General features: G+C 69.8%; 14 protein-coding genes. 4 read left to right on the plus strand and 10 right to left on the minus strand.

Annotated elements, in window-relative coordinates; all coding sequences use genetic code 11:
• Nucleotides 1–28 precede the first annotated feature (28 nt).
• The 5 genes from VZQ01_RS21070 to VZQ01_RS21090 all read right to left on the minus strand — a co-directional run bounded on the left by VZQ01_RS21070 (nt 29) and on the right by VZQ01_RS21090 (nt 8,076).
• On the minus strand, nt 29–2,917 hold the full coding sequence (locus tag VZQ01_RS21070; RefSeq protein WP_426748811.1) for a HEAT repeat domain-containing protein: 2,889 nt from the start codon (nt 2,915–2,917) through the stop codon (nt 29–31).
• Nucleotides 2,910–4,121, minus strand: coding sequence for a VWA domain-containing protein (locus VZQ01_RS21075; RefSeq protein WP_426748812.1), 1,212 nt, complete (start codon nt 4,119–4,121; stop codon nt 2,910–2,912). The genes VZQ01_RS21070 and VZQ01_RS21075 overlap by 8 nt, the downstream gene beginning before the upstream one ends.
• Nucleotides 4,118–6,427, minus strand: coding sequence for a DUF5682 family protein (locus VZQ01_RS21080; RefSeq protein WP_426748813.1), 2,310 nt, complete (start codon nt 6,425–6,427; stop codon nt 4,118–4,120). The genes VZQ01_RS21075 and VZQ01_RS21080 overlap by 4 nt, the downstream gene beginning before the upstream one ends.
• Complete coding sequence (locus tag VZQ01_RS21085) at nt 6,427–7,512, minus strand: ATP-binding protein (protein ID WP_141325968.1); 1,086 nt, start codon at nt 7,510–7,512, stop codon at nt 6,427–6,429. The genes VZQ01_RS21080 and VZQ01_RS21085 overlap by 1 nt, the downstream gene beginning before the upstream one ends.
• Before the next feature lie 93 nt (nt 7,513–7,605).
• Entirely contained in the window at nt 7,606–8,076 is a 471-nt protein-coding gene (locus VZQ01_RS21090) for a hypothetical protein (RefSeq protein ID WP_223750885.1), read from the minus strand.
• Nucleotides 8,077–8,250: 174 nt separating this feature from the next.
• Here VZQ01_RS21090 and VZQ01_RS21095 point away from each other — a divergent pair, with 174 nt between their 5' ends.
• A complete protein-coding gene (locus tag VZQ01_RS21095) occupies nt 8,251–9,225 on the plus strand; it encodes an NADP-dependent oxidoreductase (RefSeq protein WP_223750886.1) in 975 nt (324 codons plus the stop codon).
• 70 nt (nt 9,226–9,295) lie between these two features.
• Here VZQ01_RS21095 and VZQ01_RS21100 read toward each other — a convergent pair whose 3' ends face one another.
• Nucleotides 9,296–10,321 carry a linear amide C-N hydrolase gene (locus tag VZQ01_RS21100; protein ID WP_408888676.1) on the minus strand — a complete coding sequence of 342 codons (1,026 nt, stop codon included), beginning with the start codon at nt 10,319–10,321 and terminating at the stop codon, nt 9,296–9,298.
• Between the two features lie 249 nt (nt 10,322–10,570).
• Here VZQ01_RS21100 and VZQ01_RS21105 point away from each other — a divergent pair, with 249 nt between their 5' ends.
• Nucleotides 10,571–11,437, plus strand: coding sequence for a GNAT family N-acetyltransferase (locus VZQ01_RS21105; RefSeq protein ID WP_426748814.1), 867 nt, complete (start codon nt 10,571–10,573; stop codon nt 11,435–11,437).
• Between the two features lie 180 nt (nt 11,438–11,617).
• Here VZQ01_RS21105 and VZQ01_RS21110 read toward each other — a convergent pair whose 3' ends face one another.
• Nucleotides 11,618–11,974: a DUSAM domain-containing protein gene (locus tag VZQ01_RS21110; RefSeq protein WP_408888678.1), complete on the minus strand. Its 357-nt coding sequence runs from the start codon at nt 11,972–11,974 to the stop codon at nt 11,618–11,620.
• A gap of 532 nt (nt 11,975–12,506) precedes the next feature.
• Nucleotides 12,507–13,517 (minus strand): AraC family transcriptional regulator, encoded by a 1,011-nt coding sequence (locus VZQ01_RS21115; RefSeq protein ID WP_223750890.1) that lies wholly within the window; start codon nt 13,515–13,517, stop codon nt 12,507–12,509.
• Nucleotides 13,518–13,870: 353 nt separating this feature from the next.
• Here VZQ01_RS21115 and VZQ01_RS21120 point away from each other — a divergent pair, with 353 nt between their 5' ends.
• Together VZQ01_RS21120 and VZQ01_RS21125 are read left to right on the plus strand one after the other, a co-directional pair.
• Entirely contained in the window at nt 13,871–16,669 is a 2,799-nt protein-coding gene (locus VZQ01_RS21120) for a YncE family protein (RefSeq protein ID WP_426748815.1), read from the plus strand.
• A 208-nt stretch (nt 16,670–16,877) separates the two neighbouring features.
• Complete coding sequence (locus tag VZQ01_RS21125; protein WP_426748816.1) at nt 16,878–18,440, plus strand: putative metal-binding motif-containing protein; 1,563 nt, start codon at nt 16,878–16,880, stop codon at nt 18,438–18,440.
• Between the two features lie 37 nt (nt 18,441–18,477).
• Here the strand turns inward: VZQ01_RS21125 and VZQ01_RS21130 are convergent, their stop codons facing one another.
• Nucleotides 18,478–18,936 carry an SMI1/KNR4 family protein gene (locus VZQ01_RS21130; RefSeq protein WP_426748817.1) on the minus strand — a complete coding sequence of 153 codons (459 nt, stop codon included), beginning with the start codon at nt 18,934–18,936 and terminating at the stop codon, nt 18,478–18,480.
• A 2-nt stretch (nt 18,937–18,938) separates the two neighbouring features.
• Nucleotides 18,939–19,433 carry a hypothetical protein gene (locus VZQ01_RS21135; RefSeq protein ID WP_426734736.1) on the minus strand — a complete coding sequence of 165 codons (495 nt, stop codon included), beginning with the start codon at nt 19,431–19,433 and terminating at the stop codon, nt 18,939–18,941.
• Nucleotides 19,434–20,026 lie beyond the last annotated feature (593 nt).

Genomic DNA, 20,026 nt, shown 5'->3' on the forward strand with positions numbered 1-20,026 from the left:
CGACTGGCTCGCGGCGAGCGGGCCTGCCTCACCCCTTCGACCCGAGCAGCTTCTTCGCCGTGCGCGACAGGTCCTTGTCCATCGCGGCCTCGGGGATGTCGAGCAGGGCCGTCGCCACCACCTTCCCCGCGCCGTGCGTGTTCTCGCCGGCGAGCTTCAGGTACGTGCCGAAGCGGGCGAGCCGCTCGGGGTGCGAGCGCGCCACCTCCACCCGGGCGAGCAGCGCCTGGGACAGCGCCGCCTTCGGGAACTTCTCGAACAGGTTGCGCAGCGCCTGTCGCTCCATCGCCTCCGGCCGCGTCTCCGCCAGGCGCACGGCCGGCTCGAGCATCGCCAGCCCGAAGGTCTTCAGCGCGGTGGACACCACGTTGGGCTTCCAGCCGTCCACGAACGCGCAGAGCAGCGCCTCCGCCCCGCGCACGTCCCCGAGCACCCCCAGGGCATACACGGCCGCCTTCGCCCCCTCGTCATCCGTGTCGCGCTCCTCCACGGCGTGGACGAAGCGGTCCAGCACCTCGGTGTCCCCCAGCCACGCGAGCGCCATGGCCGCGCGACGTCGCACGTCCTGCGACGCGTCTCCGTAGAACACCTGCCGCAGCACCGGAAACGCCTGCGTCAGTCCCAGGCCCTCCAGTTGGTCCACCGCCGCTTGTCGGCCCTCGCGGGTCGACTCCGTCAGCGCGCGCTGCGCGAAGGGCCGCAGCCGCTCCTGCCGCTCGCGTGCGAGGCGCGCCACCGCCTCCGGCCCCTTCTCCCGCGCCTGCACGTCGTCGAGCACCTCGCGCACATAGAGCCCGAGCCCGCTGTCATGCCGCCTGCGCGACAGGCCTTCCAGTAACATCCGCGCCTCGGGTCCACCCAACTGCCCCAGCACCTGGACGGCCGTGCGATGCACCCGGTGGCTGTGATGCTCGGCCAGGGCGCGCTTCACCACCTCCAGCGCCCGCTCCCGGGGACAGGCCGTCACCGCGCGCACCACGAAGGTGCTCGCCGCGCCGTCGCTCCACGCGGGATACAGCGACTCCAGCAGCGTGTCCGTGCCCAGGCCCGCGTAGTGGTGCGCGGCGTGCGCCGCGGCCTCGTAGCGCGTCAGCTCCCCGCGAGCGCGCCTCCTCAAGGCCTCGCCCGGAAGCAGCGGCGTCTCGGGCTTGCGGATGCGGATGCTCGGGTGCGTGGGCACCGGCTCCAGCGCGCCCGCCTCCACCTGCACCGCGCCCGCCAGCCGCACCAGGGCGATGCCCAGCACCTGGTACACCTTGATGAAGTCCTCCAGCCGCTCCGCGGGGTCCCCACGCCGCGCCAGCGCCTCCAGGAGCGCCCCGGGCTTCTCCAACCCCAGCTCCCGCAGCCGCGCCACCAGGGGCTCCACCGCGCGAGGCGACACCGAGGGCAGCCCGTTCGAGAACCGCTCCGCCAGCTCGTCGCGCACCTCCGCCAACGCGATGGCCGCCGGGGACGCGCCCGCCGCGCGCGCCGCCTCCGCCCAACCTCCGCGTGGCACCGCGACTGGCGCCTCGACCCGCGCGCTCCGCCGTCCGCGCCGAGGCTCCTCGGGTGACTCCTGCTGTCCCAGGCCGCGCAGCTCCAGGCCCTCGGAGGTCTCCACCAGGACCGCGAGCGGGAACAGCGTGGGCAGCGCGGCCTCCAGCCCCACGTTGCCCAGCACCACCTTCAGCGTGGCCCCCTCCAGGGCCGCGGACAGGGGCTCGTCGAGCCGCGTGTCCGCCGGGAGGAACAGCCCCCGGTCTGCGGAGTCCACGAGCTGCGAGCGCTGCCCGCTCGCCAGCAGCGTCTGCACCCGCAGCGCCACCGGGAGCAGCTCCGGCGCGAACACGTCCTTGCGGTGCTCCTGGAAGGCCGCCAGCGCCGCGCCCACGTCCGGCAGCGCCACCTCGATGAGCCGCCGCAGCGCCGCGCCGCCCAGGTCCCGCGTCTTCTCCGCGCCCTCCAGGTCCAGCCGCACGGGCGCGAAGCCGGGATACCGACCGCCCTTCGCACCCTCCAGCACCGTGCCCGCGTGACTGCGCTTGGGCTCCACGCTGCGCAGGAACGCGGGGAGGATCTGCTTCTCCGCGTAGTGCGCACCCGTGCCCAGGTCGATGAAGCGGCTCTCGCGGATGACGAAGTTGTCGGGCGTGGAGCGAGTCGTGAACGCGTACTCCAACAGCCGCAGCCCCTCGACGGGCGCGCGGTCCTTCTTCGTCCACGTCTTGCCGATGAGCTCCTCGACGTAGCGGTCCTCCAGCGCCTCGCCGCCCAGGTGCTTCTCCACCTTGCGCGCGGTGAGCAGCATGTCCGCCATCAAGTCCGTGAAGACGGGAGGCTCGAACGCCCCGGTGCGCGCCGCCGCCTGCTCCAAGAGCCCCGCCACCTCCACCGCGCGCGCCGCGAGCCTGCGCAGTCCGTTCGCGCGCAGCGCCTCGCCCAGCGCGCGCACCTGCTCGGCCCGGTCCTCGGACAACGCGGCCACCCCGGACAGTCCCAGCTCGCGCACCAGCGTGGACACCTGCGCCACGCCGGACCTCATCAGCTCGGCCGTCTGCGTCTTGCCCTTCTTCACGCTCTTCTTCGCGGGGCCGCCCGCGCCCGTGGGCGCCGTGTCGGTGGTGACGAAGGCGTCGGGCGCGCGAGACCACGCCACCAGCAGCGCCGCCGCGTGCTTGCAGAACAGCCGCGAGCGCGCCGCCATGCACGAGCACTTCCCCTTCACCTCGCTCCCATCGCCGAACACCAGGGATACCTTGTACGGCGAGGCCCCGGAGCCCGACGCGTCCGCGAACAGCCGGTTCTCGAAGCGCGACAGGTGCGTGAGCTGCTTGTCGTCGAAGATGCGCGCGCCCTTCGACAGCTCGTCGCGGTCGGGGATGATGTCCGTCAGGGCCCCCATGCCCGGGGCCAGCCTTCGCACCTCAACCATGGCGAGTCTCCTTGTCGGCGTCGAGCAGGGACGTCAGGTCCTGGTTCCGCATCACCCGCTCCACCACGTCCACGAGCCTGCGAGGCGTGCACCCGAAGCACGGGATGCCCATCGCGGTGAGCTTCTCCGCCATCACCGGGTCGTACGAGGGCCTGCCCCCGTCCGACAGCGCCAGCAGGCACAGCACCTTCGCCCGCGAGTCCACCAGCTGCCGCAGCCGCGCCACCAGTTCCTGGGCGTCGCCGCCCTCGCACAAGTCGGTAATCAGGATGAAGAGCGTCTTCTCCGGGCGCTCCACGTAATGCGTCTGCGCATATGCCACCGCCCGGTTGATGTCCGTGCCTCCGCCGAGCTGCGCGCTGAAGAGCACCTCCACCGGGTCCGACAGCACGGGCGTCATGTCGACCACCTCGGTGTCGAACAGGATGAGCCGCGTGCGCAGCACCTCCAGCGACGCGAAGATGGCCGCCATCACCGAGCTGTACACCACGCTCTCCGCCATGGAGCCGGACTGGTCCACCACCAGCGTCACGTCCCACTCGTGGTGACGGCGCTGGTTGGGCCAGAAGTAGAAGCGCTCGGGGACGAGCCGCCGGTGCTCCGCGTCCCAGCCCTTCAGGTTCTGGCGAATCGTGCGCTTCCAGTCGATGTTGCGCGCAATCGGCAGCGGGCTCGTCCTGTCGCGCCTCAGCGCGCCGAACACCGCCGTGCGCACGGTGGACTCCAGCTTCTCGCGCAGTTGGTCCACCACCTCGCGGACGATCTGCCGCGCGAGCGCCTTGGCGTCCTCGGGGATGAGGCCGCGCGCGCTCACCAGCGTCGTCACCAGCTCCACGTTCTTCTCGAGGAAGGGCAGCGTCTCCGGCTCGAACAGGAGCTGGGTGAGGCCCTTCTTCTCGATGGCGTCCTTCTGGACGAGGGCAATCACGTCGTCGCGGAAGAAGCCGCGCAGCGCGCCCAGCCACTCGGGGATGTACGGCCGCGAGCCGGAGGACCCGGCGCTCTTCTCGCCGTAGACGAAGGACAGCGCGTCATCCAGCGCATCCAGCTCCGTCTCGCCCACGCCCACCGCGCTCGCGCCGGCGCCCAGCGCGTGCAGCGACGGACAGCTGCCCGTCTTCTCCGCGGCGGGGCCCAGCGCGAGCCGCCAGCGCAAGAGCGCCTCGCGGTCCTCCGGTGCCAGCTCCTTGGGGTCCACGCTCATAGCAGGTCATCCAGGTCGGCGAGCGCCTTGCCCAGCTCGGCGCTCATGTCCTTGAGCTTCTCGGTGTCCTTCTCCGCGAGAATCGTCTTCGCGGCCCGGCCCTTGTCTCCGAGCTGCCGCACCGCGACGACGTTCTCCAGGAGGTAGCGGCGCTCGGTGGGACCGAGCACGCCCAGTGCCCTCCTCAATACCGGGAGGGTCTGACGGAAGCGCTCGGGGTCCACGCTCGACAGGAACGCATCCAGCGCCCGCACCACCTCGCGGTTCTTCACCAGCACCAGCGCGTTGACGCGCAGGAAGCCCTCCAGCCACGACGCGCCCGCCTCGGGCTCCACCGCCAGCGACAAGCGCAGCCCCACCTCGCGAGCGACCTCCGACTCACTCAGCTCCTCGGCCAGGTACAACAGGCCGGTGGCCAGCCCCGACGTGGCCGGATGCACGACGGTGCTCGACATCAACCCGCGCGCTTCGGTGAGCCAGCCGGCCTTGTCCGCCAGGGGCTGCGCGAGCGCCACCTCGTGCAGCGTCCTCAGTGCCCCCATCACCGAGGGCACGGCGTCCTGGGCGCAGGCGCACGCATCGGACACGCGCAAGAGCGCGCGAGCGAAGGTCTTCTGGCACAGCGCCGCCACGGCCTCGTCGCCCAGCGCCGAATGGGTCCGCGAGGTGCCATAGGCCACGAGCCCCGACAGCGCCCGCGAGGCCGAGGCGAGCGAGGGCAGGTCCGCGTCCGTGGTCGCGTGGCCGTCACAGGCACGCAGGGCGGAGGCCATCGTCTGCGGGCAGCCGGTGATGACGGACTCCAGCAGCACCGCCGCCGCCGCGCCCGTGGACTTCGCGAGGGCCAGCTGGTCCTGGAGGACGCGCGTCGTCACCGCCTCGAGCGAGTCACCGAGGACGATCTTCTCCACCAGCGCCACATCGGTGGACGGCGTCCACTGTGCCTGCCAGGACTCGCGCACGCGCGTCAGCGCGGCCTGTCCCCCCGCCTCCTGCGCCGTGGCCTTCTGCTGACCCGTGGCGGCGAGGCCCGCGTAGGGGATGCCCACCACGCGCAGGCGATGCAGGAAGATGGAGGAGCCGACCTCCACGGGGTTGTTCAGCCGCAGGGTGAAGGTCTCCGCGCTGTCGGTGCTCGGCAGTCGGCGCGACTCGACCTCGCGCCAGAACTCCGCCTGCAGAGAGTTGCGGCCAATGCGGCTGGCCACCCGACCCACCTGATGTCCGACGACGCTCTTCCACAGGAAGTCGTCGACGTGGGTCGCGTCTCCCCGGCACAGCGTGGCCACGGTGGCCTCGCGCAGCTCGTCCAGGCCGGGCGCGCTCTTCTCGCGCAGGTCCGCGAGCGTCACCGCGAGCCGGTAGGCCTCCAGCACGTCGGACAGCGACGCGGTGAAGCCGCGCATGCGCAGGTGTCCCGCGAAGTCGATGAGCACCTCCAGCGTGGCGCGGCGGAAGTCGCACTGGGCCTCGTGGGCCTTCTGGTAGAAGTGCGGCGCGCGGTTGCCGGCGCCGTAGCCGAGCTGCTCGGACAGGCGCGGGAAGCTGTAGGGAATCACCGTCACCGCGCAGGGCACGGCGGTCGGGAGCTTCGCCTCCAGCGTCGGGTCCACGTCCCGGGCCAGGAAGGCCGCCACATGGGCCGCGCCCGCCACCACGGCGATGCGCTCCGGAGGCACGCCGCTCGCGATGACCTCCAACACCTGGCGCGCCATGAAGGCATCACGCCAGCGGTGGTAGTCCGGCCGGGACCCCGCGTTGAGCACGTCCGCCCACGCGAGCAGCACGGGGCGGAAGCCGTCGGGCGTCCAGTCAGGAGCCTCGAACATCGCCTCCCACAGCTCCTCGAACGAGCGATAGCCGCGCTCGCGGGCGAAGCGCTCGGTGAGCGGTTCCTCCATGCGCGCGCACGTGGACTCCGCGTCCTCCGAGGGCTCACCGTCGAGAGACACGGCTTCCACGTGACGGTCCACGCCCAGGCTGACGCCGACGGGGATGTCGATGAAGCGGGCGCGAGCGCCGTGGGCCTTCGCCCAGCGCAGGGCGGCGTATTCGGGCGAGTAGTCCGCGAAGGGCCACAGCGCGGAGCCCGGGGTGTCGTCGGTGCGGTAGCCGAGCAGGGCGATGGGCGGCTTCGTCTCCGCGTCGCACAGCACGTCCACCAGCTCCGAGGCATCGCAAGGGCCCTCGATGAGGACGACCTGGGGCTTCACGTGGTCGAGCCAGCGCGTGAGCACGGCGGTGGTGCGCGGCGAGTGGTGGCGCACGGGGAACAGGTGGGCGCCCAGGAGCAGGTCCAGGTCCATCAGCCCCTCAGGAGCTTCTTGCTGGCGGAGTACAGCTCCTTCCACGCGCCGGGGCGGCCCTTGGCCACGGTCTCCATGTACTCGCGCAGGGCCTTCACGTCGTCGGCCTGCTCCTTCACCACCGCGCCCACGAGCGAGGCGGCCAGCTCCTGCGCGGTGACCTTCCCGCCGCCGAACTGCTGCGCGAGGATGGAGCTGTTGAAGAGGACGCTGATGGCCTCCGCGGTGGAGAGCACGGCGCCCGGGGTGCGGACTTTCGTCTTGCCGTCCTTCGTCACGCCCTCGCGCAGCTCCTGGAAGAGCGTGAGCAGCATGCGTGACAGCTCCTCGGTGGGCGGCACGCCGACCTGATAGTCATTGCGCAGCTCGGCCTCGCGCTTCGTGACGATTTGAATCTCCTGCTCCAGGTCGTCGACGATGGGGACGGTGACGAAGTTGAAGCGGCGCTTGAGGGCGGCGCTCATCTCGTTGACGCCGCGGTCGCGGGTGTTGGCGGTGGCGATGAGGTTGAAGCCGCGCTGCGCGCTGACGACTTCACCCAGCTCCGGGATGGAGACCTGCTTCTCGGAGAGGAGGGAGATGAGGGCGTCCTGAATCTCCGGCGAGGTGCGCGTCACCTCCTCGAAGCGGGCGAACTTGCCGGTGCGCATGGCGCGCAGGACGGGGGAGGGGACCAGGGCCTCGGGGGTGGGACCCTGCGCGAGCAGCAGGGCGTAGTTCCACGAGTACTTGAGGTGGTCCTCGCTGGTGCCAGCGGTGCCCTGGACGATGAGGGCGGAGGTGCCGCTGATGGCGGCGGAGAGGTGTTCGGAGAGCCAGCTCTTCGCGGTGCCGGGCTCGCCGACGAGCATCAGCGCGCGGTCGGACGCGAGCGTGGCGATGCAGACCTGGATGAGGCCCCGGTCGCCCACGTACTTGGGCGTGATGGTGACGCCGCCCACGGGCTTGGGGCTCCCGAGGATGTAGGCCTCCACGGCGCGCGGCGACAGGGCCCACCCGGGAGGGCGAGGCTTGTCGTCGTGGGCGGCGAGGGCTTCCAGCTCACTGCTGAACTTCGCTTCGGCGGGCAGTCGGATGTCCGGCATGCGTGAAAGCTACCGGCCCGGTCTGACACGCCACGCTCCGTCAGGTTGTCTCGTCTGTGACTCGAAAACCCACCTCCCGGGGCGTCCGCCCGCTCACTCCGCGCAGGGGAACGCGGTGTCCAGCGTGCGAGTCCCCTGCACCCCGGGGCCCGTCAGCGTGGCCACCACCTTCACGGTGGACGCGCACTGATACGTCAGCAGGAACGGCACCACCGTGACGCCGCCCTCCGCGAGCACGTGAAGCTCGCGCGTCTGCGCCGTCTTCCACGCGCGGCGCGAACCGGCCTCCGACTCCTCCTTCGGCGCGCTCGCCGTGAGCTTCAGCCGCAGCGGCTTGTCGCCCTCGTACGTGCCCTTCACCTTCACCAGCAGCACCGCGTCCACGTTCATCCCATACGGGTCGGAGGCCTCGTCCACCGCGACGAGGGCCCCCTTCGCCCGGTCGAACACGCGCAGCTCCACGCCCTCCAGCGTCACCGCCGGCGCGCTCGCGCTCCCCGCCATGGACGGCACCCACAGGACTCCCCCCAGCAACAACGCGCGCAGCTTCGTTCGCGGCGACATCCTCGCCTCCCAGGCTCACGACAGCGTGTCCGGCCACTGTACGTCAGCCCGCCCCCTCTCGCGCCCGGTCGGCGGCCGTGTGGACATGCCCTGGCCCGTCGCTTCGTCGCTCGCTCTGCATTCCCACAAGGCCGTGCCCAGCCTGCGAAAGAAACCCCATCCCTGGAGACGCCCATGAACCCCTCCATCCCCTCCCAGATGAAGGCCGCCGCCATCGACCGTTTCGGCGGTCCCGAGGTGCTCGACACGCGCACCATCCCCGTTCCCCAGGTCGGTCCCGGTGAAGTGCTCATCCAGGTCGAGACCGCGGGCATCGGCCAGTGGGACCCCTCCGAGCGTGCGGGCGAGATGGAGGGCTACAAGCCGGGCAAGACGTCCTTCCCCCACGTCCTCGGCACGGATGGCTGCGGCACCGTCGCCGCCGTGGGGGACGGCGTGAAGAACCTGAAGGTCGGCGACAAGGTCTACGCCTTCGGCTTCCTCAACGACAAGGGCGGCTTCTACGCCGAATACACCGCGGTGAAGGCCAGCGACACCGCGCCCATCCCCAAGGGATTGAGCGCGGAGCAGGCGGGCGTCCTGGCGGCGGATGGCATCACCGCCCTGCAAGGCGTGGAGGACACGCTGAAGGTCGGCAAGGGCACCACGCTGCTCGTCTACGGCGCGAGCGGCGGCGTGGGACACCTCGCGGTGCAGCTGGCGAAGCGGCTCGGCGCGCGCGTGCTCGCGGTGGCCTCCGGCTCCGACGGCGTGGAGCTCTTGAAGAAGCTCGGCGCGGACAAGGTCGTGGACGGCCGCGCGGATGACGTCGTGAAGGCCGCGCGCGAGTTCGCGCCGGACGGCATCGACGCGGCGCTGGTGCTCGCGGGCGGCGACAAGACGAACCAGGCGCTCTCCTGCGTGAAGTCCGGAGGCCACATCGCCTACCCCAACGGCGTCGAGCCCGAGCCCAAGGGCAACGACGGCGTCAAGGTCTCCAGCTACAACGGCGAGGCCAACTCCCAGGTGCTCGCGCGGCTCAACAGCCTCATCGAGTCCGGCCCCTTCCACGTCGAGGTCTCCCAGGTCTTCCGCCTGGACGAGGCCCGCGACGCGCACGAGGCCGTGGGCAAGCACCACCTGGGCAAGCTCGCGCTGCGCATCCACTGACGCGCCACACCCCGGGCCCCGCTTCCACGCGCGGGAAGCGGGGCCCGATTTCGTCACACGGGATGCGACGTCAGCGCGTCAGCTTGTCCGTGATGTCGATGGACGTGGGGCTCGAGGGCACGGCGAAGGTCTTCCCGTTGGCGGCCTGGAAGTCGAGCGACTTCAAGTTCACCGAGTAGACGAGCGGGTCCTGGTAGAACCGCACGTTGAGCACGTTGTGGGTGAGGTCCTTCACCACGGTCCACTGGGTGTAGTCGTCCTCTTCCTTCTGGGTGTTCTCGTTGAGGGCGCGCACGGTGCCTCGCGGGATGTCCACCGTGTTGAGCAGGTGGAAGGCGAGCGTGGTGGCCTCGGCGGCGTTGGCGACGGGGCGCGCGAAGTTCTTGAGGTACGTGGTGCGCACGAAGCGGGACGGAGGCATCGGGTCTCCGGGCAGCCCGCGCAGGCCGCTGCCGTGGCCGGGCTGCGCGAAGCTCTGGCTGCCCAGCTCCACCTTCTTCGCGTCCCACGGGGACAGGCCCACGTACTCGCGCAGGTTCTTCAGCTGGAACGGGAAGGGCGGCGCGTTGGTGAGCACGGCGACGGGGTTGTCGTGCAGGTGCATCACGCCGTCGAGGAACTCCACCACCAGGCTGTTGCCCTGGGCGTCATGGATGGGGAAGTGCAGCGGCAGGTACTGCGCCAGCCAGTCCGACTCCCAGACCTGGGCCTCGCCCTTCTCGAGCGCCCCGCGCACCTCCGCGACGGTGGAGAAGTTCCCCAGCACCCAGCCGGCGAAGAACGCCAGCGACAGCGCCTTCGAGTTGTCGGTGACCTTCGGGTAGCGCGAGTCCGGCAGCCACAGGCACCCGGTGGAGAGCCCCTCCGTGTTCAGGCCATCGACGATGAAGGGCACGTCCCCCTTTCCGGTGAGGCCCACGTAGCCGTACCTGGACGTCCATGACAGGCCGTTGGTGAGTCCCGAGGGCGAGGGCGAGGCGAACCTCGAGCCCGCGGCCCTGACGAGCAGCTTGGAGTCGAGGTCGACGCCGAACTCCATGCTGCGTCCATTGACCACGCTCTTATCCGAGGCGACGACGAGGAAGTCGGTGCACATGCCAGGCTCCTTGCGTGAGGTGGGGGAAACAGGGGTGACGCGGGCGGCCCTTGTGCACCGCTCGCGCCACGCACGCTCCTGTCAGCGAATCCGCGCGGTTGAAATCGCGCCCCGGTCGCGTCCCGGCTCCACGTGTCGGCTACTGCACGCGAGCCGCGTTCATGCGGGAACCGTGCGCGTCCAGCGAGGACGCGAGGCACGTGAACGGGCGGTTTCGGACACCTGGACATTCGTGCTGTGGTGCCCGCCATGTCGACCTCCCGAGTCGTGGTCATCGACCAGCATGCTCCCTCGCTGCAGACCGCCTTCTGCGACTACGTGCCCCGGGTCTTCCGCACCGTGGACTTCAGGCGCTGGTGCGAATGGGGCGAGTGGACCGACGACTACCGCGCGTTCAGCATCCTCGAGGACGGGCGCGTGGTGGCGAACGCGTCGGTGATGCGCATGTGCCTGCGCGTGGAGGGCCGCGACGTCACCGGCTATCAACTGGGCGCGGTGGGCTGTGTCCCCGAGCGCCGGGGGCACGGCCTCGCGCGCGTGGCGATGGAGGCGGCGCTGGAGTCCTGCGGCGACGCGCCGGTGATTCTGTTCGCGAACAAGACGGTGCTCGATTTCTATCCACGCTTCGGCTTCGCGCCACGAGCACAAAGCCTGTTCGGCGTGGACCTCCAGGTGACACCGTCGGCCGAGCCCGCGCCGACGCTGGAGCTGGCGGACCCCACGGTCCGTCAGGGATTGAGGACGCTCGCGAGGGAGGGCACGCCGCTGACGGAGCGCTTCGGCGCGCGGCGCCACGCGCGCATCGCGAGCTGGTACGCGGCGGCGAACTTCGCGAGGCCGCTGCGCCAACTGCGCGAGGACGCGTGGGTCTTCGCGAGCGTGGAGGACGGCGTGCTCCACCTCGACGACGTCTTCGCGACCGAGGTGTTCGACCTGGGTCCCTACCTGGGCCGGCTGGTGGCGGAGCCCGTGAAGCAGGTCCGGTTCGGCTTCACGCCGGAGCGCTGGTGGCCGGACGCGCGCGTGCTCGGCGAGGACGACGACGCGGACCTGTTCGTGCGAGGGCTGTCCTTGCCCGAGGGACCGGACCGCTTCCCGGTGATGGCGCGGACCTGATGCGGGCTCGCGGTTCTCTTCCCTGAACACCCAGTCACTTGATTGGCTCAGGGGGCACCGAGCCTTGTCTCGTTCGGCATGTGCTTCTTGGGTGGTGCTTTTCGAAGCGGCAAGGGTCGGAGGGTTCGGTGGGTCGAGCAACTGCACCGCACTCGCACCGGGGCGCGGCACGGCGGGCATTCACATGTCGTCGAGTTGGCCTTGCGCTATTTCTCGGTAGAGCGGCACGACTTCGACGGCGAGCACGTCTCGCATTTCCTGGCGGGCGCTGTCGTAGTCGCCTGTCTCCTGGTGGCGGTACATCCGATGGAGCGCATCGCCCAGCCGGTTGGACCCTTCGGTAATGCGCCGTGAGCATTCGCGCAGGACCGCTAGCGCGCCTTCCTGGGTCTCCACCTCGGCTTCGGCGAGTGCGACTTCATGCGCCGTGCGTCGCAGCAGGTCGCGTACCTCCTCGGTGAGCGGAAGTATTTCGCCGTCGCGAAGAACGCGCCGTGCAAGCGCGCGAAAAGGGGTCCAGTCGAGCTGTGTTTCCATGGTCATCGCCCCTTCTTGGGGCGACAGAGGTCGAAGGGCCATTCGTGGTCCCCAGTGCAACGCTCGAAGCATGCAAAGCAGCTCCCCTTCTGGTCTGCCCAGTTTTGATTCTCACAGTCCCCATACAGCCGGATACACCGGTTCTTCCACTCGGGCAGGCGCGAGTCCTCGACGTAGTCGTTCACCTTGGTTCCGGAGCTGGTGGCAGTACCGGCTGCTTCCGCGGCGGCGGCCATGAGGGCGGCGGCTTCCGAGGCCGTGAATCCACAAGCTTCCGGGCCCCGGCGCTGGATGCAGCACGTCTCGGAGTCCATGCACGTTGCCTGGGCGTACAGGTCGCGAGGACTCGCAGAGGCGGCTCCCGTGTGGGCTCCAGTCGCGCACCCAGCGAGGGCTACGCCCGAGAACGAGAGGAGGAACCCTCCAGTCCACCTTGTCATGGCGGGGACTGTATTGGGGGGCTGCAGTGCAGTCCATGCCCGGAGGTGGCGCCGGGGCCGGGGCACCATTGGCACGCATCACGCAAACTGGCTCACGTCCCCGAGCGCGCGCCGAAGCGGCTGGGCGGCTGTCCCGTCCACCGACGGAAGGCGCGGGTGAACGTGCTCACGTCGGAGAAGCCGAGCAGGTACGCGATTTCGCTCACCGAGCGCCCGGGCTCGGAGAGATAGGACAGGGCCAGCGTGCGGCGCGTCTCCGCGAGCAGCTCGCGAAAGCCCGAGCCCGATTCCACCAGCTTGCGCTGCAGGCTGCGCGAGCTCATGTGCAGCCGCTCCGCCACCTTCTCCTGGGACGGCTCGCCCTGCGGCATCAGCTCCAGCAGCATCGCGCGCACCCGCGTCACCAGGTCCTGCCCCGCGTGCCTCGCCAGGTGCCGGGTGATGAGCTCGTCGTTGATGCGCGCCAGCTCCGGGTTCGCCCCCGGCAGCGTCACCTCGAACGGCGCCCGCTCGTACACCAGCACGTCCGCGTTGGCCCCGAACGTCACCTTGCACCGGAACAGCTTCTCGTACGGCCGCAGGTCCGAGGGCGCCTGCCGGCGCAGCAGCACCTCGCGCGGCGACAGCTCCCGCGTGTAGACGACCCGGCAGAAGCGCACCAGCAGGTACGCCACCGCGTCCGTCTCCTCCTCGCACAGGTGCGGCCCGTCGCCGCCGTCGAAGAGGATCACCTGATAGCAGTCCCCATCCCGCGTGAAGGCCGGCCGCAGCGCGTCCGACACCAGCGCCACCGCGTGCACCAGCCGCTCGAACGCCTCGCGCAGCGTGCTGGACGCGTTGAGCCGGTAGCCCACCGCGTGGAACGTCGTCGGGCTCACCTGCCGCGCCATCTCCAGCCCGATGGCCGGGTCCCCCGAGCTCTCCACCGCCAGCCGCCACAGCCGCGTCAGCCCCTCCTGCGGATAGCGCGCGTTGGCGTCACCGAGCAGCCCCGGATTCAACCCGGCCTTCACGAACAACCCGTGGGAGTCCAGGCCACGCAGCTCCAGCGTGCGATGGAGCGCGAGGGCCCAGCTCGTCAACATGGTCGCCGGAGAGCTCATGTTGTCGCCTTCGGCCAAGGGAATTGGCGCAATGGGGCAAGCGGTCCAGGGCCGCTCAGCGATACCTTGGCTTCCTCGGAATCCTGCCATGTCGGAGGTGAGGATGCTCAATCCCGCATCAGTGTGTCCTCTTGGTAACGCATTGCATCATGTCTGTCTGTAGACCAGTCCGAGCGTAGCCGTTCAAGGGCTCCACGCTTTTCCACCCCGCTCACATTCCGTCAGCCCTTTTTCCGTCGGCGGAGGTCCCCGCCGCGTCGGGTCGGCGTGTGCGTGGGGCCCCGCGGTTCGCGGCGTGGGATGGGCTCTCGCCGTGGTCGTCCCCCTGTCATCCCCCGAGGTCTGGCATCCCCATGACTCCCACGAGACTCAGAGGCATCCAGAAGTCCTTGCTGGCGGCGGCGGCGCTGCTCGCCGTCATGTCGCCCGGCTTCACCCCCGCGAGCGCGGCGCCGTCGTTCATCGCCTTCGAGAGCGGTCAGGTGCGCCCGCTGGCGTTGTCGCCGGACCGCACGCGGCTGTTCGCGGTGAACACGCCGGACAACAGCCTGTCCATCTTCACCGTGGGCGCCAATGGCCTGACGCTCCAGTCGCGCGTGCAGGTGGGCCTGGAGCCCATCGCCGTCGCCGCGCGCAACGACAATGAGGTCTGGGTGGTCAACCACCTGTCGGACAGCGTGAGCGTGGTGTCGCTCACGGGGACGCCGCGTGTGGTGCGCACGCTGCTGGTGGGGGACGAGCCGCGCGACATCGTCTTCGCGGGCACGGGGGGCCGGGCCTTCATCACCACGGCGCACCGCGGGCAGCACCGCACGCACGCGTCCATCGCGGCGGTGCCGGGCGCCGGAGACCCGAAGCTGACCACGCCGGGCGTGGGCCGCGCGGACGTCTGGGTGTTCGACCCGGCCAACCTGGGCACCTCGCTGGGCGGCACGCCGGTGCGCATCCTCAACTTCTTCGGAGACACGCCGCGCGCGCTGACGGTGAGCCCGGACAAGCAGACGGTGTACGCGGCCGTCTTCAAGTCGGGCAACCAGACGACGTCCATCCTGGAGGAGACCGTCTGTGAGGGCTTCAATCCCTACCTGCCCTGCCTGGTGAACGGCTCCATCTATCCGGGCGGCAGCCCCGGCCCCGCCACCAACCACGAGGGCATCCGCGCGCCCGAGGTGGCGCTCATCGTGAAGTACAACAACCAGGCCGGCAAGTGGCAGGACGAACTGGGGCGCAACTGGAACAACGCGGTGCGCTTCCGGCTGCCGGACCAGGACGTCTTCGCGGTGGACGCGAACTCGCTGGGGCAGAAGGCGGCGTACTCGCAGGTGGGCACCACGCTGTTCAACATGGTGACCAACCCGGTGACGGGCACGGTGTACGTGTCCAACACGGAGGCCTTCAACCACGTGCGCTTCGAGGGCCCCGGCAACTACGGCGGCACCACGGTGCAGGGCCACCTGGCGGAGACGCGCATCACCGCCATCCTCGGCGGCAGCGTGCTGCCCCGTCACCTCAACAAGCACCTGGACTACACGAAGCTGGCCACGGACCCCGCCTTCGACCGGACGGCGAAGAACCACAGCCTGGCCACGCCGGTGGACATGGCGGTGAGCTCGGACGGGCGCACGCTGTACGTGGCCGCGTACAGCTCCAGCAAGGTGGGCGTGTTCGACACGCAGGCGCTGGAGGCGGACAGCTTCAACCCCCGGCTCAACAGCGCGGCCTACATCCCCGTCAGCGGCGGTGGCCCCAGCGGCCTCATCCTGGACGAGGCGCGCAATCGTCTCTACGTGCTGACCCGCTTCGACAACGCGGTGAAGGTCATCGACCTGGCCACGCGCGCGGAGCTGGGCAAGCAGGTGCTGCCCAACCCGGAGCCCGCCTCCGTGGTGCAGGGCCGCCCCATCCTCTACGACGCGGCGACGTTCTCCGCGAACGGCGAGGCCTCGTGCGCCAGCTGCCACATCTTCGGCGACATGGACGACCTGGCGTGGGACCTGGGCAACCCGGATGACGACGTGACGCAGAACCCGATTCCAGGGCGCCTGTTGGGCGCGGCGGAGCTGCTCAAGCCGCACATCAACGGCTCGGGCAACGTGGAGGACTTCCACCCGATGAAGGGCCCCATGACGACGCAGACGTTGCGCGGCATGGTGGTGTCGGGCCCGATGCACTGGCGCGGTGACCGCTCCACGGGCTTCTTCGGCACGTCGGGCACGGACCCCAACCTGTCGTTCATGAACTTCATCGTCGCGTTCGAGGGGCTCCTGGGCCGCTCCACCGCGCCCACGCAGGCGGAGATGCAACGCTTCACCGACTTCCAGCTGCAGGTGCAGCTGCCGCCCAACCCGGTGCGCAACCTGGACAACTCGCTCACGGCGGCGCAGCAGCGGGGCCTGGACTTCTACGCGGGCTCACGCCGCTCGGATGGCATCCCGTTCGGAGAGGGGCTGGGCTTCACGTGTGAGGGGTGTCACCGGCTGAGCCCGGCGCAGGGCTTCTACGGCACGGATGGCATGGCGAGCTTCGAGAACATCCCGCAGATTGTGAAGATTCCGCACCTGCGCAACATGTATCAGAAGGTCGGCATGTTCGGTAACCCGACGACGCCCTTCTTCCTGGCGCCGGACAGCGGCTGGCAGGGGGACCAGGTGCGTGGGTTTGGCTTCGTGCACGACGGCGCGGTGGACACCATGGCGCGCTTCCTGTCGGCCATCGTGTTCATCCCGAGCATCGGTGTGGGCTTCCCGCTGAACAACCCGGACGCCACGCGGCGGGACGTGGAGCAGCTGTTGCTCGCGTTCGACACGGACCTGGCGCCCATCGTCGGGCAGCAGGTGACCTTGACGAGCACCAACGCCTCGGCGGTGGGGCCGCGCATCGACCTGCTGTTGCAGCGCGCGCGCACGCCGTTCGCCTCGAAGATATTGGGCACGGGCGTGACGGAGTGCGACCTCATCGCGAAGGTGGCGCTGGGGGGGCGGGTGAAGGGCTTCCTCTTCAGCCCGTCGGGCAACGGCTTCATCCCGGATGACGGCACCACGGCGAGCGTGTCCGACGCGGCGCTGCGCAACTACGCGAAGACGGCGGGCCAGGAGGTTACCTACACCTGCGTGCCGCCGGGCTCGGGTCCGCGCATCGGCCTCAATCGCTGAGGAGTCAACACTTCGGACGCCCGCGAGAGCCCCGTGCCCTCGCGGGCGTTCGTGTTTGTATCAGCCGGAGTTCATGTCTGCAGTCGGGGTGCACGGTGTTTCCGTGACAGTGGTTGGATTGTTGTGGCGTTGCATTCCGAGAATGCAATGTTTCGCGAGACTCGGGTTGTCGTGGCTTTCGAGGTGGGTCGCGTGCAACCTGGGTCGCATGCAAGCCAAGTGTATTCAGGTGGGGATGGGGTTGTTGTTGATGTGTGTGATGACGGCCTGTGGTTCGTCGGAGTCGAAGGGTGGGCCGGGCGCGGTGCAGCAGGAGGACGGGGGCGGGGTGGTGCCGGATGCGGGAGCGCCGGATGCGGGAGCGCCGGACTCGGGCACGCCGGATGCGGGCACGCCGGACGGGGGAGCGGACGGGGGCGTGGTGGAGGCGGGGCCGCCGTGTGAGAAGACGCACGGAGTCTGTGCCGGGGCGAAGCGCGCGAAGGTGGATGGCGTGTATGAGTCGGTGTGCACGGCGCTCTCCTATGGCGGGGATTACGAGGGGTCGGAGACGCGCTGTGACGGGTTGGACAATGACTGTGATGGGGTGACGGACCCGTCGAGCACGTCTCGGGTGGCGGCGCTGGGTGGGTCCGTGCACGGTGGGTTGGTGTCGAGCCTCCGGACGGAGACGGGGGTATGGGTGGCGGTGCTGGATTCGGCGAGCGAGGCGCGCATCCTGCGATTGGATTCGAACCTGGTGCTCCAGGGGAGCTCGGGGGTGCCGTATCCGTGGACGCGCACGGGTGGGGCGGCGGGGATGCCGCGCAGCGCGAGGCTGGTGCGTACGGAGGAGGGGCCCGCGCTGTACTACGCGACGACGGACGGGGTTTCACCGCCGCTGCGGGCGTTGCTGGTTCCGCTGGATGGGGAGGGTGCGCCGAGGACGGACGATGGGGGCGCGCTGGTGGAGTACCCGGTGTTGGACCGGGAGTTCGACAGCTCGGAGTCGTTCGTGGCGGCGTCGCCGACGGGGGAGCGGGTGGTGGTGTTGTGGCGAGCCGGTTCGGAGCAGGCGCCGCCGCTGCAGGTGATGGGGAAGGTGACGGATGCGCGGGGGCAGGTGCTGGTGGCGCCGAAGGTGCTGTTCGAGAGCACGTCGGGAGGGACGCCGTATCCGGCGAGTGTGCTGTGGCTGCGCAATGGGGAGGTATTGGTGGCGATGGGGGAGTCGCAGTCGGGGGTGACACAGGAGGTGGTGAGGGTGCGCCGGCTCGATGAGGCGTTGGAGCAGGTGGGGGAGGAGCGGGTGTTCACGGCCTCCGAGTCACCGATGCCGTTGTTGGTGGACCGGGGCGAGGCGGCGGGAGAGCCGCTGGTGTCGCCGGTGTTGGTGATGCGGGCGCGGGAGGCGCCGGACTTCCGTGCCCGGATTCAGGTGACGAGCAGCCTGTTCGATGGGGGGATGCCCGCGACGTGGACGGAGGAGCCCGAGGGGTTCGTGCCGTGGTACGGCGCGCACGGTGGCGACGGGGTGGTGCAGCTGTCCTGGTTGTCGAAGGTGTACGCCCAGGGCGAGGGCGGCGCGTCGAGATTCTGGGGTCGGTTGTGGGCGCAGGAGCCGGGAGTGGCGGCGGTGGAGCGGACGCCGGCGCTGGAGCCGATGCGGCTGACGGCGGAGGCGCAGTGGGTGTTGATGGAGAAGGTGGCGCCCCGGCGCATGGCGGCGATGTACATGGTGTCCACGGACGAGGGGCTGTTCCTGGACGCGGTTCGCTACTGCACGCAGTGAAGTCGTGAGACGCGGGCCCGTCCTGTCCTGACGGGCCCTACTCGTTGAGCCAGTAGATGCGGTCTCCTCCCGTGAGTGCGCGTTCCAGGAACTCACGGAACGAGGAGGCAATGCGCCGACAGCGCTGTGGATAGCCCTCGTGCCAGCCATCCAGGAGCGGATAGGGGGAGGGCACGGAAGCGACGTCCAGGAGGGCATAGTCGCTGTCCTGGACATCGACGAGTGTCCACCAGTCGGGAGGGCCGGCCGAGTCCTCGTCCCTGCCGCGAATCGCGACGCGTGCACGGCGGATTTCCGCGAGGGAGAGGATGCTGTAGCGCGCGTCGGGCAAGGGCTCGAAGAGCTCGGCGCCGTTGCTGTGCAGATAGAATGCGCGCAGCTCGTCGTCGAGCTTCCATCCGACGCGTGCTTCGAAGTCGGCAATCGCCGCGCGGGTGGCTGGTGGGTGTGGGTGATGGGCTCGAGAGATTTCGGCGAGGAGTTCATCCAGCGTCATCGTCAGTCCACGTAGGGTTTCTCGGGGCCGATGGAGAGCCACCGCGGGTCTCTGGAGTAGCAGGCAGGGTACGCGTCATTGAGGAGTTTGTGCACGTCCTCCGGAACAGGCAGGACGTTGGACCTCGCGACGGGAGCGCCCCCATGCAGCAGGTCGTGGATATGGTGGCCCGGCCAGTTCCTTCCGCCTGACTGAGGCCATGCCCCGAACTCCTCCGCCCAATCGCGCCGGAACGTCCTGCGCGCATTGTCCCAGAACCTGCGCAGCTCCTCTGCGCTGCTCACTTCGGGATAGCTGCAGCAACAGTGCTTCACGGCGTAGCGAGTGCCTGCCTTGGCGGGAAGACCGAGGAAGCGACCCGTCCAGTCTCCTTTGATGTCGGCAAGCCAGATGCAACCCAACAGCGCATGCCCCTCCCTGGCGCAGCGGCTCTCGCACTGAGCCATGTACGTGGCGTTGCATTGCCACGGGCCGTAGTAGATGACCGTCTGTACCATTCCCCCTTCCGGGGAGGGAACGGACGGGCCCACCCATTTCGCGGTGGCTGGGCCACTACCGACGCCGCCCACGGTGGCGGAGCCGCAAGCCGTCCCGAGCAGCAGGGCGAGGATTCCTGCCGCATTCATGGGGGCGTCATGTGCATTCATGGCACACCGAGATAGCGCCAGGCTGCTGGCGGTACGAGTCGATGGAACTCGACCCGTCTGGTTGCGATTCCTCCATGCGTGTGGGCTGGGCTGTACGGGCGCTTTGCCGAGGGCGTCGTGCCGCAACGATGATTGGCTTGTTCACACGATGCCGTGCGAGGCTTCGGTGAATGAATGCACGGCTCTGGTGGTCTGGCGTGGTCCTGTCGTGTCTGGCGATGGCGGGGTGCGAATCTTCGGGTGGGAAGGAGGACGCGGGCACGGTGGTGGAGGACGGCGGTGGCACGCGTGGAGACGGAGGTTCGGGAGACGCGGGGCCCGGTGATGCAGGCACGGACCCGCTGGCCTGCGAGAAGCAACACGGTGTCTGCGCGGGAGCCAGGCGCGCGCTGGTGGATGGGGCGTATGAGCCGGAGTGCACGGCGCTCTCCTATGGCGCGGAC

The organism is Myxococcus faecalis (genome assembly GCF_050039385.1).
Classification (GTDB): Bacteria; Myxococcota; Myxococcia; order Myxococcales; family Myxococcaceae; genus Myxococcus; species Myxococcus fulvus.

Bases quoted from the DNA above. Each gene is read 5' to 3' on its own strand.
- VZQ01_RS21070 (WP_426748811.1), bottom strand. From the start codon at position 2,917: ATGGTTGAGGTGCGAAGGCTGGCCCCGGGCATGGGGGCCCTGACGGAC.
- VZQ01_RS21075 (WP_426748812.1), bottom strand. From the start codon at position 4,121: ATGAGCGTGGACCCCAAGGAGCTGGCACCGGAGGACCGCGAGGCGCTC.
- VZQ01_RS21080 (WP_426748813.1), bottom strand. From the start codon at position 6,427: ATGGACCTGGACCTGCTCCTGGGCGCCCACCTGTTCCCCGTGCGCCAC.
- VZQ01_RS21085 (WP_141325968.1), bottom strand. From the start codon at position 7,512: ATGCCGGACATCCGACTGCCCGCCGAAGCGAAGTTCAGCAGTGAGCTG.
- VZQ01_RS21090 (WP_223750885.1), bottom strand. From the start codon at position 8,076: ATGTCGCCGCGAACGAAGCTGCGCGCGTTGTTGCTGGGGGGAGTCCTG.
- VZQ01_RS21095 (WP_223750886.1), top strand. From the start codon at position 8,251: ATGAACCCCTCCATCCCCTCCCAGATGAAGGCCGCCGCCATCGACCGT.
- VZQ01_RS21100 (WP_408888676.1), bottom strand. From the start codon at position 10,321: ATGTGCACCGACTTCCTCGTCGTCGCCTCGGATAAGAGCGTGGTCAAT.
- VZQ01_RS21105 (WP_426748814.1), top strand. From the start codon at position 10,571: ATGTCGACCTCCCGAGTCGTGGTCATCGACCAGCATGCTCCCTCGCTG.
- VZQ01_RS21110 (WP_408888678.1), bottom strand. From the start codon at position 11,974: ATGGAAACACAGCTCGACTGGACCCCTTTTCGCGCGCTTGCACGGCGC.
- VZQ01_RS21115 (WP_223750890.1), bottom strand. From the start codon at position 13,517: ATGAGCTCTCCGGCGACCATGTTGACGAGCTGGGCCCTCGCGCTCCAT.
- VZQ01_RS21120 (WP_426748815.1), top strand. From the start codon at position 13,871: ATGACTCCCACGAGACTCAGAGGCATCCAGAAGTCCTTGCTGGCGGCG.
- VZQ01_RS21125 (WP_426748816.1), top strand. From the start codon at position 16,878: ATGCAAGCCAAGTGTATTCAGGTGGGGATGGGGTTGTTGTTGATGTGT.
- VZQ01_RS21130 (WP_426748817.1), bottom strand. From the start codon at position 18,936: ATGACGCTGGATGAACTCCTCGCCGAAATCTCTCGAGCCCATCACCCA.
- VZQ01_RS21135 (WP_426734736.1), bottom strand. From the start codon at position 19,433: ATGGTACAGACGGTCATCTACTACGGCCCGTGGCAATGCAACGCCACG.